Below are 18,146 nucleotides of genomic sequence, written 5' to 3'. Positions count from 1 at the left end.
AGAACAGGCACTCGGATCCCGACCAATAGCCGCAGTCGCAGCGGGACATCGGAGATCCGATCCCGGCGGGCCGGTGGCGATGGCCCGCCTGCTCGACGTGCCTCAGGACCGGGTCACCAGCCGGTGAACGCCTCGTAGGCCGGCCCCAGCACCTCGGTCAGACCGCGGCCGCGGACGGTGATCGCCGGCCGGCCGAGCAGCAACAGCGCCGAGTCCGCCGGCTCGCGCCGCGGCACGGCGGGCGGCAGCTCCTTCAGCAGCTCCTCGCGGGTGCGCCCGCGCCAGGTCAGGACGAGATACGGATCGGCGTCGAACGCGTCGGCCAGGCTCCGCAGCACCGCGCTGAGATGGGCGCAGGGCAGCGCCCAGTCGGGGCACGAGCACTCCATCGCGAGATCCGGGGTGCGCGCCGGGAAGAGCCGCAGGCCGGCCCTGGCGAACAGGTCCTCCGCGTCGGGAGCCAGTTCGTTGTCGAGCAGCCGCGCCCGGCAGTCGGGGTCGGCGCCGACGGCCCGTACGGCGCGGGTCCACTGCGTCGGGGTGAACTCCGCCAGCCCGATCCGCACGTCGTAGCGCGCCTGCCCCTCCCTGACCCGGGCCGTCACGGCGCCGGCCTCGACCTCCAGCCCGGTCACCCCGGCGGCGGGCGGGCCCGGCGGCACGGTCGCGCCGATGGCCTCCAGCCGGTCGGCGAACCGCTGGGACCAAGAGCGCGCCCTGCCGGGCAGCCCCGGCCGCCCCGTCATTCGCTCACCGCGTCGGCGCCGAGACCGACCAGGTCGTACAGCGCGTCGGTCGACAGCTCCGTCAGCCAGTTCTCGCCGGATCCGACGGCAGCCCTGGCCACGGTCCGCTTCGCCTCGATCATCGCGTCGATGCGTTCCTCCACGGTGCCCACGCACACGAACTTACGGACCTGGACGTCACGGCGCTGTCCGATCCGGAACGCCCGGTCGGTGGCCTGCTCCTCGACCGCCGGGTTCCACCACCGGTCGACATGGATGACCTGATTGGCGGCGGTCAGATTGAGGCCGGTGCCGCCGGCCTTGAGGGAGAGCAGGAACACCGAGGGGCCGTCCGGGTCCTGGAAGCGCTCGATCATCTCGTCGCGGGCCCGCTGGGGCACCCCGCCGTGCAGGAACAGGACGTCGGTGTCCAGCCGCTGGGCCAGGTGCCCCTGCAGCAGCGAACCGAACTCGGCGAACTGCGTGAAGCACAGCGTCTTGTCGCCCTCGGCGAGCGCCTCCTCCAGCGTCTCCTCCAGCCGGGCGACCTTCCCCGAGCGCCCCGCCAGCGGCGAGCCGTCGTGCGCGAACTGCGCGGGGTGGTTGCACACCTGCTTGAGCTTGCCGAGCGACGCCAGCACCAGACCCTTGCGCTCGATGCCGCGGCTCTCCTTGATCTGCTCCAGGAGGTCGGTGACGACCGCCTGGTACAGCGCCGCCTGTTCGGCTGTGAGATTGCACAGCACCGTCATCTCCTGCTTGGCGGGCAGGTCCCGCGAGATGGCCGGATCGCCCTTCAGCCGCCGCAGGACGAACGGCCGGGTGCGCTGTTGCAGCGCCTGCGCGGCGGCCTCGCTGCCGTCGCGCTCGATGGGAACGGCGTACCGCTCCTTGAAGCGGATCGCCGAACCGAACAGGCCGGGGTTGGCGAAGTCCAGGATGGCGTGCAGTTCGGCCAGCCGGTTCTCGACGGGAGTGCCGGTGAGTGCGATGCGGTGGTCGGCGGTCAGTTCGCGGACCGCCCGGTACTGGCGGGTGGCGGAGTTCTTGATGTGCTGCGCCTCATCGATGATGACGCGCCGCCAGACGGTCTGCGTGAGCGCCTCGGTGTCGCGCTGCACCAGCCCGTACGTGGTGATCACCAGATCGGCGCCGGCGACCGCTTCCCGCAACTCGGCGCCGGACAGCCGGCCGGCCCCGTGGTGGACGTAGACCCGCAGCATCGGGGCGAACCTGGCGGTCTCGCGCCGCCAGTTGCCGACCAGCGACATCGGGCAGACCAGCAGCGTCGGCCGGATCTCAGCCGTGTGATCCGGGTGATCCGCGCGATCGGCGTGCTCCGCGTGCTCCACCGCGAGCAGCGCCAGTGCCTGGGCGGTCTTGCCGAGCCCCATGTCGTCGGCGAGGACGGCACCGAGCCCGAGCTCCGACAGGAACTTGAGCCAGGCCAGCCCCCGTTCCTGGTACGGGCGCAGCGTCGCGCCGAATCCGGCGGGCACCGCGACCGGGCGCAGCCGCTGGTCGGCGCGGCCGGAGAGCAGTTCGCCGAGCCGGCCGTCGGCGCTGACGGACGCGACCGGCAGCCCGCCCGCCGTGGCGTCCGGGTCGAGCGCGATCCGCAGGATCCGCCCGGAGTCCGTGGCGCCGCTGCCGTCGCGTTCCAGGAAGGCGAGAGCGGCGGCGATGGTGTCCGGGTCGACCTCGGTCCACTGGCCCCGGATCCGGATCAGCGGCTGCTTGGCGGCCGCCAGCTCGGCGAGTTCCGCGGGGGTCAGCGGCTGGTCGCCGAGCGCGGCCTGCCAGCGGAACGCGACGATGGCGTCCTGGTCGGCCAGGCTGCCGATGTCCACGGCGCCGGGCTGCGGGGTGCGCACGGTCAGGGTCATGCCGAGTTTCTGGGGGCGCTGCCACCATGTGGGGAGCAGTACGCCGAAACCCGCGTCGGCCAGTGCGGGAGCGGCGTCCCGGAGGAAGCCGAGGGCGCCGGCCCGGTCCAGTGGCAGCCCGGCGGGCCGGTTGCCGCGCAGCGCGCGCCGCACCTCGGGGTAGGCGCGGCCGGCCCGGTCGAGACCGGACAGCAGCGCCTCCTGGGGGCGGGCGGTCTTGCGTTCCAGGGCGCTGAGCGCGGGGCCCTCGCTCCAGACGTCGTCGGCGTGGACCATGAGGGACGGCTCGTCGGACGCCTGGAGCAGGAAGTCCAGCCGCCAGTTGTCGTCGGAGGGGTGGCCGCGCGGGTCGGCGGGGTCCGGGCCCACCGGTTCCACCAGCCGGAAGCAGACGCGCAGCGGGCCGTGGACGGGCGGCTCGGAGCGGTGCCAGGCCGTGAGCCGCTCCTCCAGTTCGGCCAGTTCGTCGGGGTCGGCGCCCTCGACGCGGCCGGTGGGCGAGGTGAGGGCCCGCAGCCACAGCTCGGTGGCGGTCGTGGCGGGGCGCCGGCCGCGCGCGGTGCGCAGCAGCTCGGGTTCGTCGTCGAGGACCGCGCGGGCCTCACGGTCGGTGAGGACGTCGAGCAGGTCGGTGAGGATCGTGGCGGCGGCACGGCCGTCGGGCCGGCCGTCGTGGTGCTCGGCGCGGCACTCCTGCGGCGCGGCGGCGGCGAGCTCGCCGGCCTCCTGCCAGCCGGCGTCGTCGCGGACCGGGCGCCAGCGGGCGTACGGCGCTCCGGCCTCGCTGACCAGCACGGGCAGCAGCCTGCCCCGTCCGACCGTGCGCCAGGCCAGGTCGTGGGCGGCGATCAGCCAGCGCAGCGCGGCACCGTAGGGCGCCTCGGGCAGTCCCGCGGTCGACAGCTCGCCCAGCAGCAGTGCGGCCTCCGCGGGCTCGAAGAGCAGCGAGGGGACGGTCCACGGTGCGACGGGCACGCCCCTGGCGGCGGTGGGACCGCCGAGCTCCGGCGAGGCCAGCGGCGCGCCGTCGCGGGTGGGGAGCAGCAGACCGGTCGGGCCTGCGTGGGCCCGGCCGGCGAGCCAGCCGAGCGCGGATCCGCCGTCGCCGAGCAACTCGGCGACGGCGGATCCGGGAACGGCGTACGGGTGGCCCGGCGCGGGGACCGGCGGCTGCCGGGAGCCCTCGGCCCACAGGGCGAGCCGCTGATCCGCTCTCCACAGCGCGTGCAGAGCGAACACGGTGCGGCCTCTTCCTGCTGGGCGTGTGATGACACCCGGAAGCCTACGTGCAGGTCAGCCGGTGGGAACGGTCCACTGCTGGTTGGCGCCGCCGGCGCAGTCCCAGATCTGCAGCCGGGTCCCGTTCGCGGAGCTCATCCCGGTGGCGTCCAGGCATCGGCCGGACACCGGATTGACCAGTGTTCCGCCGCTGCCGGGCTGCCACTGCTGGGCGCCCGTTCCGTTGCAGTCGTACAGCTGGGCCTTGGTGCCGTTCGCGGTGCCCCCGGCGGCCAGGTCCAGGCACTTGCCGAGCGCCTTGTAGGTGCCGGCGGAGGCGGTCCACTGCTGGGCCGCGCTGCCGTTGCAGTCGTAGAGCTGGACGGCGGTGCCGTTGGCGCTGCTGCCCGCGGCCACGTCGGCGCACTTGCCGCCGAAGCCGGTGATCGCTCCGGTGGAACCGCCGCCGTTGCCGGGGGTCCCGGTCCAGGTGAAGGTCGCCGAGGCGCCGGCGGGCAGGGTGTACGCGAAGGACTGGTTGCCCCAGTTGACGCGTACGGGCTGGGCGCTGCCGGTGTCGTTGTACGCGATGAGCGCCTTCGAGCCGTCCGGGTTGCGCCAGGCGACGTTGGGCACCGAGGTGTTGGCGGTGGAGGCGATCCGGTAGGCGCCGGGCTTCACGAACTTGGTGAGGTGGCCCATCGTGTAGTACTCGACGGTGTAGTCGACCTGTCCGCTGCGGCTGTCGCCGTTGTGCACGGTGACCAGGCCGGTGCAGGTGCCGCAGCCGCCGTTGTGCGGTCCCATGTTCTGGTCGACGGCCAGGCTCCACTTGACCCAGCTCTGGCCCCAGTTGCGGGTGTAGTCGATCAGGTTGTGCATGTCCTCCTTCTGCTGGTTGGCGATCCAGGTGCCGCCGGAGTGTTCGGTGTCGAAGGCCTTCACGGTGGGGTACCTGTTGTGGACGGTGGTCTGCTGGGCGACGTCGCCGCCGTAGCCGTGCCAGGCCATGCCGCCGAAGTTCGGGTCGTTGCGGATCGCCGCGTCGTCGAGGGTCGGGGCGGCGAAGGCGTCGTACTGGTCCCAGTTCCAGTCCAGGGCCAGGACCTTGGTGGACAGCCCGGCGGTGTGCAGCGCGGGCAGCAGGTTGTTCTTGGTGAAGGACGCCAGACCGGAGCCGTTCCACTGCATGGACGGATAGCCCCCGCAGCAGGTGGGCTCGTTCTGCGCCGAGATGTAGTCGACCGGTACGCCGGCCGCCTGGTAGGCCTGCAGGTACTTCGCGAAGTACTGGGCGTAAGCGCCGTAGTACTGCGCCTGCAGCCAGCCCAGGCTCATGCTGCCGTTGTCCTTCATCCAGGCCGGCGCGCTCCAGGGCACGCCCATCACCTTGACGGCGGGGTTGAGCTGGCGGGCCTGCTTGGTCAGCGGCAGGACGTCGGCCAGGTCGTGGGCTATGGAGAAGTGCGCGAGGCCCGGGTCGGTCTGCCCGCTGGGCATGTCGTCGAAGGTGTAGTTGTCGCGCGCCAGGTCGGAGGCGCCCATGGGGTTGCGCAGGAAGTCGATGCCGATGCCGTTGACCGGGTCGAAGAGCTTCTTCATCACCGCGTCGCGGGTGGCGGCGCTGAGCGCTCCGCTGGAGTTCATCAGCCAGGCGGCGGTGTCGGTGAACGACGCGCCCGCGCCCTCGAACTGCTGGTAGCGGGTGTTCTCGTCGACGGTGACGGACTGGCCGGAACCGCTGCCCGCGGTGAAGGCGATCGGCGCCTGCTGTTCGAGCCCCTTGACGACGTTGCGGCCGCCCGAGTCAGACGTGGTGGTCAGCCACACCTGGACGCTCTCGCCCGCCGCGTGCGCGGTGAGCGGCGTGGCCAGCATCGGGGTGACGACGGCGACCGCCGCCGCCAGCAGCCCGGTGACGGCGCGGCGGAGGCCGGTGCGGTGAAGCCTGGTACTGCCCGTGTGGGGACGGGTGAGTGAGCGCATGGGTCCGGTTGCCTTTCTACGGCACTTGCCCTGGTGCGTGACTTAATTCAGACCTTGATTTACTGCTTAGTTCGAGGCGTGAGTTAACTCGTGCGCTTTGAGCGCGTCAAGACTTCGTGCAGGAACGGCCGCTTCCATGGCGCTTCCGTGGCGCGGTCGACGCGCTGACGCGACGGGGAGGCGACGAGGAGACGACGGTGACGCCTTTCGAACTGACGTACCATCATGAGACGGTGCCCCATGACCACACCGGCGACAACTCCCCCGCTGCACGGCAGGACCGCCCTCGTCACCGGCGCCTCCCGGGGCATCGGCCTCGCCGTCGCGCACGCCCTGGCCGGGGCGGGCGCCGCGGTCCTGCTGACCGCCCGCGACCCGGATGGACTGCGGGCCGCCGTCATGGAGGTACGCGCGCTCGGCGGCCGGGCCACCGGCCTGGCCGGATCGGTGGGCGACCCCGCGCATCCGGAGGCGTGTGTCGCGCTCGCGGTCGAGGAGCTCGGCGGGGTGGACATCCTGGTCAACAACGCCGGTACCAACGCCCCGTTCGGCCCGCTCGTCGACGTCGACCCGGACGCCTGGCGGGACGCCTTCACCGTCAACGTGGACGGACCCCTGCGGCTGGTCCAGTGCGCGTGGCGGGCCTGGATGCGCGAGCACGGCGGCACGGTGGTGAACATCTGCACCGAGGGCGCGCACGGCGTCGGCCCCAACATCGGCGCCTACGGCACCAGCAAGGCCGCCCTCCTCCACCTCACCCGCCAACTCGCCGGCGAACTCGCCCCGACCGTCCGGGTCAACGCGGTCTCCCCCGGCCTGGTCCGCACGGAGATGGCCCGTTTCGTGTGGGAGGGCGCCGAGCCGCAGATCGCCGCCGGGCTGCCCATGGGCCGGATCGGAGAGCCGGAGGACGTCGCGCGCGCCGTCCTGTGGCTGGTCTCCGACGACGCCGGCTGGATCACCGGGACGGATCTGGTGGTCGACGGCGGCACCCGGGTGCGCGGCGCGCGCACCGGGACCGGCGCCGCGTACACCGTCCACGAGCGGCTGCGCGCGCACGGCGGCTGATCGAGGAGGACCGGTGGAGGCCGGCCCCGGTTCGGACTAGGGCGTGTTGCGAAAGGAGCGCCGTTCGCCCGGAGGGCGTGGCCCACGGCGTCCGGTGCGTGCGCTCGCAAGGCGGAGGGTCGTCCTCGTACCGGACGTACGTGGACGAGCCCGACAACGCAGCGAGGACGCGTGCCAGACGCCGTGGGCCAGGCGGGACTTTCGCAACACGCCCTAGAAGACCGGCGGCACGACGCAGTCGATCAGATGTGGACCGGGCTCGGCCAGCGCCCGCTCGAACTGGGAGGTGAACTCCTCCGCGGTGGTGGCCCGGGTCGCCGGCACGCCCATTCCCGTGGCCAGGGCGACGAAGTCCAGGGCCGGCCCGGACAGGTCGAGCAGCCGCCGGGCGCGCTCACCCGCCGCGGCGGCACCCACCTGCTCGAGTTCCAGGTTGAGGATCGCGTAGGAGCCGTTGTTGAACACGACGGTGGTCACGTCGAGCTCTTCGCGCGCCTGCGTCCAGAGCGCCGAGAGGGTGTACATCGCGCTGCCGTCCGCCTCCAGGCACACCACGGGCCGGCCGGGGCAGGCCACCGCCGCGCCGGTCGCCAGCGGCAGGCCCTGGCCGATCGCGCCGCCGGTGAGGGTGAGCCAGTCGTGCCGGGGAGCGCCGGCCGTCGCGCCGGGCAGCCACAGCCCCGAGGTGTTCGCCTCGTCCACGACGACGGCGCCCGGCGGCAGCAGCGCCCCGATCGCCTGGGACGCGGACTCGGCGGTGAGCGGGCCGGTGGGACGCGCGGGCCGCGGACGGGCCGCCGGCGTCACGTCCGTCGCCTTCACATCCGCCGCCACCTCGTCGGCGAGCCGCTGGAGCGAGGCGGTGACGTCCTCGGCGGCGCCGGCCAGCTCCCGCGCCTCGCAGCCCTCCGGCACCAGGTCGCCCGGCTTGCCGGGATAGGCGAAGAACGAGACCGGCGAGCGGGCACCGGCCAGGATCAGATGCTTCACGCCCTCGAGCTGGGCGGTGGCGAAGTCCGCGAGGTAGGCAAGCCGTTCGACCTCCGGCAGCCCCGCACCGCGCTCCAGCCGCGCGGGGAAGGTCTCGCAGAGCAGCTTCGCTCCGGTGGCGGCCGCGATCCGGGCCGCGGCCAGCAGCCCGGCCTCACGCGTCGCGCCGCCGCCGAGCAGGATCGCCGCGGGCTCACCGGACCGCAGCGCCTTGGCGGCGGCCGTCACGGCCTGCTCGGACACCGGACCCGGCTCATCGCTGCGCAGCCACGCGATGGCCGTGTGGGACGGTCCCGGCTCCGACCAGGACACGTCGGCGGGCAGGATGAGCGTGGCGACGGCGCCGTCGGACCCGCTCGACGCGGCGATGATCGCCTGGGTCGCGTCCAGATGCAGATCGGCGCCGTCCGTCGTCCGGCGCACCCAGCCCGAGACCGTGCCAGCGAGCGCGTCGATGTCGGACTCCAGCGGGGCGTCCAACGGCTTGTGGGGCAGGGCGTGGTCGCCGACGATGTTGACGACCGGGCTGTGCGCCCGGCGCGCGTTGTGCAGGTTCGCCAGACCGTTCGCGAGCCCGGGGCCCAGATGCAGCAGGGTGCAGGCCGGCAGGCCGGTCATCCGGCCGTAGCCGTCGGCCGCACCGGTGGCGACCCCCTCGAACAGGCACAGCACGGCGCGCATCTCCGACACGTCGTCCAATGCGGCGACGAAGTGCATCTCGGACGTACCGGGGTTGGCGAAGCACACCTCGACCTCACCCTTGACGAGCGTACGGATCAGGGTCTGCGCGCCGTTCGGCATGGGTGTCCCACCTCTGCTCAGGGTCTCAGGGCCGCATCATCAGCACGCCCGGTTCCGTGCGTAATCCTCCCCCGCGCCAGGGCCTCGCGACAGACCGCCCATCGCACCGGAAGATGACGCGTAATTACCCCGCTTCTCCCGATCGTTGAATTTCCAGAGATTTCGTGATTACTTCGCAGGCCAGCGGAATTCCTATCGGCGCACCGCGCCCGCCACCAGCGGGCCTTCCGGCCGCCCGCGGGGTCGCCCGAATGTGGAATTACACATTCCTGGGCCAGCATGATCCATTCCGGTGCGGGCGCATGCCGGCGGGCTTATTCCTGGAAGGCGTTGCGGCGATAGCCGACACCTGTCAGATTCCTTGGCAGGTTTCCACCAGGAGAGACGGGAAGACAGTATGCGCAGACATATCCGCTCGTCGATCATCGCCGGTCTTGGCATCGTCGTACTCGCCGTGGTCGTCCCCGGTGGCGTCGCCAGCGGCGCCATGGCCGATACAGAGGGCGCCGGGCATGGCCACGGCTCGTGCTACGCGGAAAAGGCCGCCCTCGCGGACGTACCGCAGCGAGTCAGCCGGGCGTGGGTCGCCCATGATTTAACAGCGTTCGGTGATGTGTTCACCGAGGACGCGAGCTTCATCGTGCCGGGTGAGGACACTTACCTGAAGAGCCGTGACGAGATCCGGGCGTACATGTCGGCCATCTTCACGGGCCCCTACAAGGACGTCCTTCCGGTCGCGAATGTCCTCAATGTCAAGTGCATCAGCAAGGATGTCGGAATCGTGGTCACCCAGGGCGGCCTGAAGCTTCCTGGCGAGATCGATGTCCCACCGGAGCGGGTCGGCCGTCAGACATGGACGATCGTGAAGCAGGGCCACGAGTGGCGGGACAGCGCCTACCAGAACAGCCGCATCATGCACTGACATACCGACGAAAGGCCGCGGCCCGCTCCCGCGTTCGGAGCGGGCAACCGGCCGTGCGGCAGAGCGTCGTGACATGGATTCGGTCATCCGCCCGCGATTTACAGGCGATGGCCGAATCCCGTTTGCGAGGTGCGGCCAGTGGGTGAGCGGACACACGTGGTCGCACGTGGGTCGCACGCGATCACCGCAGGACGCAGTCGCCGCACAGGCCGCCGCCCGGGACCCGGTAGTACAGACAGCAACTGCGCCGCACGAAGCTGACATCCCCTGCGTCCAGAGTCCCGGTGCCGCTCAGCAGCGGCTCCTGGAAGAGCCGCGCGGTGAGGTCCAGGGCGCTGCGCGCCTCCGCCGTCCGGCCCCGTGCGACGCACCAGGTGTGGAGCACCCGCAGGGAACCGGCCAGCGCGGAGCCGGCGTTCCCCCACAGCAGCCCGCCGGAGACCGGGCAGGCTTCGCGGGTCGCGCGGTGCAGCGGGACCAGATGCCCGGCCAGCACCGTCCCGGCCAGTTGGCCGGCGAGGTCGTCGGAGTCGGGAAGGGCCGACGGGTGCGGCAGCCAGAGGTCGTTCGGGGCACTGAGAGCCGGGTTCCACCACACCCGGTCGGCGGCCATGTCGGGGACCCGGCCCGCCAGGACGGCAGCGCCCAGGGCCACCGACCACAGCCGGGCGGCCAGCCCCTGAAAGGCGAGGGAGGCGCCCACCCGGAGCTCCGGAGTGCCCAGCCGCCCGGCGACGTCGGCGGCCCGCTCGCGGACGGGGTGCACCGCGCGCCTCGGGTCCGTGGCGTAGAGCTCGGCGAGCGGCCGGTAGCCGTGCGCGCGGGGGCCGTCGTCCGCGCTGCCCCCGCCGTCCGCACCGGTCTCGCCGGGCCCGGTCCTGACGGCGAAGAACGGCCCCACTTCCGCGACATCCCGCAGCGTCCTGTCCATGAACCGATCATGACGTACCGGCCGAGCCGCGAACGGACCGGACATGAGGCCCTATTGCCGGGGCACCAGCCAATCCCGACAATGCTCATGACAATGCCGAAAGAACTTCGGTCTGGAGAGGACCCCCCACATGAAAAGACCTCTCGTCGGTGTCCTGGCTGCCCTGCTGCTCGGCGGCGCGGCTCTCACAGGCACCGGTGCGGCGTCCGCATCGGCCACAAGCCGGGATGCGGCGCCCGCACACACCGCGAAGGCGGCCGTCACGGTCAACTTCGCGGGCACCGTGGCGCTCAGCAACTGTTCGGGTTCCGTCGTGAAGATGCCGACCTCGGTGCCGACCGACCCCGCGATCGTCATGTCGAACGGGCACTGCCTGTCGGGCGGCTTCCTGGACCCGGGCGAGTCCATCGTCAACGTGGCGTCCAGCCGTACGTTCAGCCTGCTCAACTCGGCCGGGACCAAGGTCGCCACACTGCGGGCCACCAAGGTCGCCTACGCGACCATGACCGACACCGACATCTCGCTCTACCAGCTGAACACCACGTACGCGCAGATCCAGTCGAGCTACGGCATCGCGGCGCTCGAGCTCTCCGCGACCCACCCCGTCGCCGGGACCGCCATCAAGGTGGTGTCCGGCTACTGGAAGCGGATCTACAGCTGCAACATCGACGCCTTCGTCTACCGGCTGCACGAGGACAGCTGGATCTGGAAGGACTCGGTCCGCTACACCTCGTCGTGCAACACCATCGGTGGCACCTCGGGCTCCCCGGTGGTCGACGCCGCGACGGGCAAGGTCGTCGCCATCAACAACACGGGCAACGAGGACGGCGGACGCTGCACCCTCGACAACCCGTGCGAGGTCGACCAGAACGGCAACATCACCGTGCACCAGGGCATCAACTACGCCGAGGAGACGTATCTGATCACCCAGTGCGTCGGCGCGGGCAACAAGATCAACCTCAGTCTGCCGGGATGCACCCTGCCCAAGCCGTGAGCTGAGGCAGCCCCGGAAAAGAACGCCGCTCCCCGGACCTGGGATCCGGGGAGCGGCCGCCGGCCGCTCGTGACCGGCGGCCCGACGCTCGTGACCGGCCGCTCGTGGCCGGACGGCCGGGCCCTACGCGTCGAACCAGCTCAGCAGTTCGGCCCGGTCCGCGTCCGTGAGCGGGTCGGGCGACCAGCGCGGGTTCCGGTCCTTGTCGACCAGCGCGGCCCGCACGCCCTCGATGAAGTCATGGGCGCGGGCGGTACGGCAGGCCAGCAGCAGCTCCCGGTCCAGACAGGCGCCGAGGTCGGAACCGGCGCCGCGCCGCAGCAGCTCGAAGGTGACGAACAGACTCGTCGGCGACATGCGCCGCAGTCCGGCCAGCGTGTCGGCCGCCCAGTCGCCGTCCTCCGCCGCCAGCCGTTCGAGGACCTCCGGCAGCTCGGGTGCGGAGAAGCAACGGTCGATGGCGTCGAGGTGCGCACCGATTTCGGAGGCCGGTGCCGCCACCGCGAAGCGGTCCAGTACCGCGGCCGGCTCACCGCCGCCGGTCAGCGCCTCCTCCAGCGCGGGCAGTTCACTGGAATGCACATAGTGCGTGGCGAGCGAGCAGCCGACCGCCGCCGCGCCCGCGATCCGGGCGCCCGTCAACCCCAGATACCGGCCGGCGGAGCCGGGCAGCCGGGGCAGGAAGTGGCTCGCCCCGATGTCGGGGAAGAAGCCGATCGCGGTCTCGGGCATCGCCAGCGCCGCCCGCTCCGTCACCACCCGCGCCGTGCCGTGCACGGAGATCCCGAGGCCGCCGCCGAGCGCGAAACCGTCGATGAGCGCGGTGTACGGCTTGGGAAAGGCCGCGATCAGCGCGTTGAGCCCGTACTCCGCGGCGAAGTACTCCCGTACCGCCGCATGGTCACCGCGCAGGCTCGCCGCCCGGATCGTGCGGATGTCGCCGCCCGCGCAGAACGCCTTCGGCGAGGTGCTGCGGACGACGACCGACCGGACGCCGTCGTCCTCCCGCCAGGCCTCGAGGGCCTCGGTCATCGCCCGGACCATGGTCAGATCGAGCGCGTTGAGCGCCTCGGGCCGGTCCAGGGCGATGACGCCGGTGCCGTGGGCGACGTGCGTCTGCACGGGGAGGTACATGGTGCCGGTGCTCCGTGGGTTCTCCGCGGCCGCGTCGCCGCGCCCGCTTCTGGCATTCGTCGGTGATCCTCAGTCCACCCCGACAATACGCAGCACCAGCGCACCGCCGAGCAGGGTCACCAGGGCGGTGGCGACGTACAGGCCCGGATAGCCGCCGAGGTGGGCGACGATCGGCGCGGCCACGGCGGGGGCCAGCACCTGCGGTCCGGAATTGGCGATGTTGATGACGCCGAGGTCCTTCGCCCGGTCGGCGGCGGACGGCAGCACCTGGGTGATCAGCGCCTGGTCGACGGCGAGGTAGATGCCGAACCCTGCGCCCAGGACCGCGGCGGCGATCATCACCGCCGTCCAGGTGTGGGCGACCGCCAACAGCAGCGCGGCCACCGCCATGATCACGCTGCACACGACCACGAACACCTTGCGTCTGCCGATGCGGTCCGACGCGATGCCCGCGGGGATCGCGGTGAGGGTCGCGGAGACGGTGTAGATGACGGTCAGCACCAGCACTCCGGTGTCCGGGTCCGGGTGGTGCACCTCGTCGGTGAGGTAGAAGAGCAGATAGAGCGTGCCCAGCGCGTTGCCGAGGTTGATCAGGAACCGGGTGAGCCAGGCCCAGCCGAAGTCCGGGTGGGCGCGCGGATCGACCCACAGGCCGCTCAGCAGCGCCCGCGGACGGAAGGCGGGGCGCAATGCGCGCGGCAGGACGGGGTCCCGGAAGCAGAGCACGTACGGCAGGGCCAGGGCGACGGCCAGCAGTGCCGTGAGCAGATAGCCGGGCCCGACGCCGGAGACGGCCGTGGTCACCAGCAGCGCGCCCAGCACCAGGCCGAGTGACTGCATGATCCCCGTCCAGCCGGAGACCGCGGCGCGCTGCCCGACCGGCACCTGGTCGGCCACCGGCGCCGTGACCCCGGCGAGCATCGCGTTCAGACCGCTCTGCGCCAGGCACCAGCCGGCGACGATGCCGGGCAGGGTGTGCTGCGCCGAGGTGATCAGCAGCCCGGCGGCGCCCGCGAGGGCGCCGCCCACGATCCATGGCCGGCGGCGGCCCCAGCGCCCGGTCGTACGGTCCGACAGCGCGCCGGCCAGCGGATTGACGACGACGGCGACCAGCGCGCCGGCGCCGGTCACCCACGCGAGGTTCGCCGCCTTGTGCGCCTCGTCGAGATGCTCCAGCTGCAGGGGCAGCAGGATCTGGATCGGGGTGAAGAACGCCATGAACACCGCGAGGCTGGCCAGGCTCAGCGCGGCGGTCCAGCCGGGCCGCACCCGGACGGTGGGTTCGTCGAGCGCGGCCGGCGGACGTGCGGTCACGGCGCGCATGAGCTCTCCTCAGTTCAGCAGAACATGAGTACTGCTCATGTTGGCGCGAGTGTAGCCACCCCACCCCGCGCCGCCAAGACTTCTCACCCGGCGCTGGATCCGGATCCGCTTCCAACGGCGGGTCCGGCGTCCCGGTGAGCCGCGATCAGGGAGCGGTACCAGGCGTAGGAGTCCTTGGGAGTGCGGACCTGGGTCTCGAAGTCGACGTGGACCAGCCCGAATCGTTGATGGAACCCTTCCGCCCATTCGAAGTTGTCGAGCAGGGACCAGGTGAAGTACCCGCGTACGTCCACCCCGAGGGCCACCGCGTCGGCCACCGCCCTGATGTGGCCGTCCAGATAGCCGATCCGCGCGGTGTCCGTGATCCGGCCGTCCACGAGTTCGTCGGTCTGGGAGCAGCCGTTCTCGGTGATGTACACCGGTGGCAGGGCGGCTCCGTAGCGCTCCTTCAGTCCGGTGAGGAGCTCGGTGAGGCCGTCGGGTACGACCGGCCAGTCGAAGGCGGTCCGCTCGTAGCCCTCGACCCGGGCCTCGGCGAAGGGCAGGGCGGGGTCGTCGGCCGGGGCCTGGATCCAGGTGGGGTTGTAGTAGTTGACGCCGAGGCCGTCGAGCGGTGCGGCGATGATCTCCAGGTCGCCGTCCAGGACCGCGCCCCCGAGGTCGGGGCCGACGCCGTAGGCCGACAGGTCGGGGTAGCGGCCCAGGAACAGCGGGTCGTTGAAGAGGCCGTTGTGCAGCGCGTCGTACGCGGCGGCCGCGGCCCGGTCGGCGGCGGAGTCCCCCACTACGCGCACCGGCGTGCAGTTGTTGGCGATGAGGACCTCGGCGGCGCCGCGCTCGCGCAGCGCCGCGACCGCCAGCCCGTGGCCGAGCAGCTGGTGGTGGGCGGCCGGCAGGGCGTCCAGCATCAGGGCGCGGCCGGGCGCGTGGACGCCCAAGGCGTAGCCGAACACCATGTGCACAAAGGGTTCGTTGAGGGTGATCCAGCGCCGGACGCGGTCACTGAGTCGGTCGGCCACCACTCCCGCATACTCGGCGAACCGTTCGGCGGTGGCGCGCTCGAGCCAGCCGCCCTCGTCCTCCAGGGCCTGCGGCAGGTCCCAGTGGAAGAGGGTGGGGGTGGGCGCGATGCCGGCGGCGAGCAGTTCGTCGACGAGCCGGTCGTAGAAGTCCAGCCCCGCCGCGCTCGCCGGACCCTTGCCCGACGGCTGGACGCGCGGCCAGGCGACGGAGAAGCGGTACGCGTCCAGCCCGAGGTCCTTCATCAGGGCAACGTCCTGCGGATAGCGGTGGTAGTGGTCGCAGGCCACCGCTCCGGTGTGGCCGTCGCGGACCGTGCCGGGGCGCGCGGTGAACGTGTCCCAGACGGACGGCCCCCTGCCGCCCTCGGCGACGGCCCCCTCGACCTGGTAGGAGGCGGTGGAGACGCCCCAGACGAACGATTCGGGAAGCTGCGGGCGCTGCGGTGTCGACGGGTCCGGCACTGGCTCACTCCTTGACGGGACGGGAACGGGCACGAGATGGCAGATGGCATGACCTGGCGCATGGCGCATGGCGCATGGCGCATGGCGCATGGCGCATGGCGCAGGACGAACGCAGAACATGAGCAATGCTCACGATAGCGGGTCGCCGATCGCGGACGGGATCCGGCAGAGTGGCCCCATGCAGGAACAGACACAGAACGCCGCCCCCGTCGCCGAACCGGCCGCCGGACCGGCCGCGGGCTCCACCACCGGACCCGCCTCCGCCGCCGTCCGCCGCAGTCCGGTGCAGCGGCGCAGCGCCGAGCGCGTCGAGCGCATCCTCAGCGCGTGCGCCGTCCTGCTGGACGAGGTCGGCTACACCGCGCTGACCACCAAGGAGGTGGCCCGCCGGGCGGAGGTGCCGATCGGCACCCTCTACCAGTTCTTCCCCGGCAAGGACGGGCTGCTCGGCGCGCTCGCCACTCGCAATCTGGAGCGCTACACCGACCGCCTGTCCCGGCGGATCGCGGCCGAGTCCCCCCACGACATCGCCACCCTGGTGGATCTCGCCGTCGAGGAGTTCGTCGCGATGCGGCGCGCGGTGCCGGGATTCGGGGTCGTCGACTTCGGCGCCGTGGGCCGCGAGGAACCCACCGCCCGGCATCTGCTCGACACCGAGATCGACAACAACACCGCGGTCGCCGACCGGCTGTGGGCCCTCACCGGCGGGCTGCTGGACCCCGCCGCCTCGCGGCTGGCCGGCCGCGTCGCCCTGGAGTGCGCCGACGCCGTCCTGCGGCTGGCCTTCCGTACCGACCCGGACGGCGACCCGGCGCTGATCGCCGAGTGCAAGCGGGTGCTGCGCCGCTATCTCGGCAGTCGGACGGATTGAGTCCGCACCGGGCACGTCGCAGGCCGCGCTGCTAGGGTCGGCGTGAGCCGTGACTGGCGCTTGGATGGGACCGACCATCGGGGAGCGGCTCCGTCTCCTGACGATGTGCTGCCGCGCGCCTGGGCCCTTCCCTTCTCGTTCCGGAGGCCCCGCATGGCCGCAGAACCGTCGTCCTTCAGCATCAAGCCCGGCGAATCGACCGAATCCACCGCCTTCCGCAGCGCGCTGGATGTCATCCGGGCCGTCGAGCCGCGCGTCGCGGACGCCATCGGCGCCGAGATCGAGGACCAGCGCGCCCAGCTCAAGCTCATCGCCAGCGAGAACTACGCCTCCCCGGCAGTCCTGCTGACCATGGGCAACTGGTTCAGCGACAAGTACGCCGAGGGCACGGTCGGCCGCCGCTTCTACGCCGGCTGCCGCAATGTCGACACCGTCGAGGCGCTCGCCGCCGAACACGCCCGCGAGTTGTTCGGCGCGACGCACGCCTACGTGCAGCCGCATTCCGGCATCGACGCCAACCTGGTCGCCTTCTGGTCCGTGCTCGCCCAGCGGGTGGAGAGCCCGGCACTGGAGCGGGCCCAGGTCAAGCACGTCAACGACCTGAGTGAGCAGGACTGGGCGGCGCTGCGCCGCGAGCTCGGGGACCAGCGGATGCTCGGCATGGCACTCGACGCGGGCGGCCACCTCACCCACGGCTTCCGCCCCAACATCTCGGGCAAGATGTTCGACCAGCGCAGCTACGGCACCGATCCGAAGACCGGCCTGCTGGACTACACCGCGCTGCGCGAGACCGCGCGCGAGTTCCGCCCGCTCATCCTGGTCGCCGGCTACTCCGCCTATCCGCGGCTGGTCAACTTCCGCATCATGCGGGAGATCGCCGAGGAGGTCGGCGCGACGCTGATGGTCGACATGGCGCACTTCGCCGGCCTGGTCGCGGGCAAGGTGCTCACCGGCGACTTCGACCCGGTGCCGCACGCCAACATCGTCACGACCACCACCCACAAGTCGCTGCGCGGGCCGCGCGGCGGCATGGTCCTGTGCGACGCCGAACTGGCCGAGCACGTCGACCGCGGCTGCCCCATGGTGCTCGGCGGTCCGCTGCCGCACGTGATGGCCGCCAAGGCGGTGGCGCTGGCCGAGGCGCGCCGGCCCGACTTCCGCGACTACGCCCGGCGCATCGTCGACAACGCGTCCGCGCTGGCCGAGGGGCTGCTGCGGCGCGGAGCCTCCCTCGTCACCGGCGGCACCGACAACCACCTGGTGCTCGCCGACGTCTCCGGCTACGGACTCACCGGCCGCCAGGCCGAGGCCGCGCTGCTGGACGCCGGCATCGTCACCAACCGCAACTCGGTCCCGCAGGACCGGAACGGCGCCTGGTACACGTCCGGGGTCCGCATCGGCACCCCGGCGCTCACCACCCGCGGGCTCGGTGTGCAGGAGATGGACGAGATCGCGGGCCTGATCGACACGGTGCTGGCCAACACCCGCCCCGGCACCACCGCGAGCGGCGCTCCGTCGAAGGCGAGTCATGTGCTCGACCCCTCCGTGGCGGACCAGGTCGCGGGGCGCTCCGCCGACCTGCTGGCCGGGTTCCCGCTCTACCCGGGCGTCGACCTGAGTCAGAGCTGAGTCAGAGCTGAACCCAGACCTGACGCACGGAGGCCCGCCCCCTGGAATCCGGGGGGCGGGCCTCCTCTTCAGCTCATTCACTTCACCGCGTTGCCGCCGTGATCACCGGAGCCGTCCCACCTGCCGTCGGGCTAGTGTCCTGCGCCGGAGATCCGTCGGCAGAAGCGTGCGAGGGAGTCGAGGA

13 protein-coding genes and 1 riboswitch are annotated in these 18,146 nt (G+C 72.1%); of the genes, 5 read left to right on the top strand and 8 right to left on the bottom strand.

The window, feature by feature from the left end; all coding sequences use genetic code 11:
• Positions 1-113: 113 nt before the first annotated feature.
• The 3 genes from C6N31_RS27920 to C6N31_RS27910 are packed head-to-tail and all read right to left on the bottom strand — an operon-like array spanning position 114 to position 5,815.
• Positions 114-746, bottom strand: a complete 633-nt coding sequence (locus C6N31_RS27920; protein WP_198358517.1) for an SWIM zinc finger family protein — start codon at positions 744-746, stop codon at positions 114-116.
• On the bottom strand, positions 743-3,850 hold the full coding sequence (locus tag C6N31_RS27915) for a DEAD/DEAH box helicase (protein ID WP_138354180.1): 3,108 nt from the start codon (positions 3,848-3,850) through the stop codon (positions 743-745). Before C6N31_RS27915 ends, C6N31_RS27920 begins: the two co-directional genes overlap by 4 nt.
• A 54-nt stretch (positions 3,851-3,904) precedes the next feature.
• Positions 3,905-5,815 (bottom strand): RICIN domain-containing protein, encoded by a 1,911-nt coding sequence (locus tag C6N31_RS27910; RefSeq protein ID WP_438817433.1) that lies wholly within the window; start codon positions 5,813-5,815, stop codon positions 3,905-3,907.
• A gap of 240 nt (positions 5,816-6,055) precedes the next feature.
• On the opposite strand from C6N31_RS27910, the gene C6N31_RS27905 reads away from it, so the two are divergent.
• Positions 6,056-6,883: an SDR family oxidoreductase gene (locus tag C6N31_RS27905; protein WP_198358516.1), complete on the top strand. Its 828-nt coding sequence runs from the start codon at positions 6,056-6,058 to the stop codon at positions 6,881-6,883.
• Between the two features lie 213 nt (positions 6,884-7,096).
• Here C6N31_RS27905 and C6N31_RS27900 read toward each other — a convergent pair whose 3' ends face one another.
• On the bottom strand, positions 7,097-8,674 hold the full coding sequence (locus tag C6N31_RS27900) for an acetolactate synthase large subunit (protein WP_198358515.1): 1,578 nt from the start codon (positions 8,672-8,674) through the stop codon (positions 7,097-7,099).
• Positions 8,675-9,071: 397 nt separating this feature from the next.
• Between C6N31_RS27900 and C6N31_RS27895 the strand changes: the two genes are divergently transcribed.
• Positions 9,072-9,596 carry an SgcJ/EcaC family oxidoreductase gene (locus C6N31_RS27895; protein ID WP_164293500.1) on the top strand — a complete coding sequence of 175 codons (525 nt, stop codon included), beginning with the start codon at positions 9,072-9,074 and terminating at the stop codon, positions 9,594-9,596.
• Between the two features lie 181 nt (positions 9,597-9,777).
• Here C6N31_RS27895 and C6N31_RS27890 read toward each other — a convergent pair whose 3' ends face one another.
• On the bottom strand, positions 9,778-10,527 hold the full coding sequence (locus C6N31_RS27890) for a (2Fe-2S)-binding protein (protein WP_198358514.1): 750 nt from the start codon (positions 10,525-10,527) through the stop codon (positions 9,778-9,780).
• A 130-nt stretch (positions 10,528-10,657) separates the two neighbouring features.
• Here C6N31_RS27890 and C6N31_RS27885 point away from each other — a divergent pair, with 130 nt between their 5' ends.
• Positions 10,658-11,521, top strand: coding sequence for a S1 family peptidase (locus C6N31_RS27885; protein WP_138354185.1), 864 nt, complete (start codon positions 10,658-10,660; stop codon positions 11,519-11,521).
• Positions 11,522-11,644: 123 nt separating this feature from the next.
• On the opposite strand, the gene C6N31_RS27880 is transcribed toward C6N31_RS27885, so the two are convergent.
• The 3 genes from C6N31_RS27880 to C6N31_RS27870 all read right to left on the bottom strand — a co-directional run bounded on the left by C6N31_RS27880 (position 11,645) and on the right by C6N31_RS27870 (position 15,462).
• Positions 11,645-12,655 carry an enoyl-CoA hydratase/isomerase family protein gene (locus C6N31_RS27880; protein ID WP_198358513.1) on the bottom strand — a complete coding sequence of 337 codons (1,011 nt, stop codon included), beginning with the start codon at positions 12,653-12,655 and terminating at the stop codon, positions 11,645-11,647.
• Between the two features lie 69 nt (positions 12,656-12,724).
• Positions 12,725-13,978 (bottom strand): MFS transporter, encoded by a 1,254-nt coding sequence (locus C6N31_RS27875; protein ID WP_198358512.1) that lies wholly within the window; start codon positions 13,976-13,978, stop codon positions 12,725-12,727.
• Between the two features lie 83 nt (positions 13,979-14,061).
• Positions 14,062-15,462 carry a GH1 family beta-glucosidase gene (locus tag C6N31_RS27870; RefSeq protein ID WP_244809603.1) on the bottom strand — a complete coding sequence of 467 codons (1,401 nt, stop codon included), beginning with the start codon at positions 15,460-15,462 and terminating at the stop codon, positions 14,062-14,064.
• A 178-nt stretch (positions 15,463-15,640) separates the two neighbouring features.
• Between C6N31_RS27870 and C6N31_RS27865 the strand changes: the two genes are divergently transcribed.
• Both C6N31_RS27865 and C6N31_RS27860 read left to right on the top strand, forming a co-directional pair.
• The gene (locus C6N31_RS27865; RefSeq protein ID WP_138354189.1) at positions 15,641-16,333 is read left to right on the top strand and encodes a TetR/AcrR family transcriptional regulator; all 693 of its coding nucleotides are present in this window, start codon (positions 15,641-15,643) and stop codon (positions 16,331-16,333) included.
• A 39-nt stretch (positions 16,334-16,372) separates the two neighbouring features.
• Positions 16,373-16,465, top strand: a riboswitch (ZMP/ZTP riboswitch).
• 21 nt (positions 16,466-16,486) lie between these two features.
• Entirely contained in the window at positions 16,487-17,962 is a 1,476-nt protein-coding gene (locus tag C6N31_RS27860; protein WP_138354190.1) for a glycine hydroxymethyltransferase, read from the top strand.
• Positions 17,963-18,146: the final 184 nt, after the last annotated feature.

The sequence above is a fragment of the Streptomyces fildesensis genome (assembly GCF_016107395.1).
Classification (GTDB): domain Bacteria; phylum Actinomycetota; class Actinomycetes; order Streptomycetales; family Streptomycetaceae; genus Actinacidiphila; species Actinacidiphila fildesensis.
The sequence above is the reverse complement of the archived record's forward strand: the minus strand, read 5'-3'. Positions and strand labels throughout refer to the sequence as shown.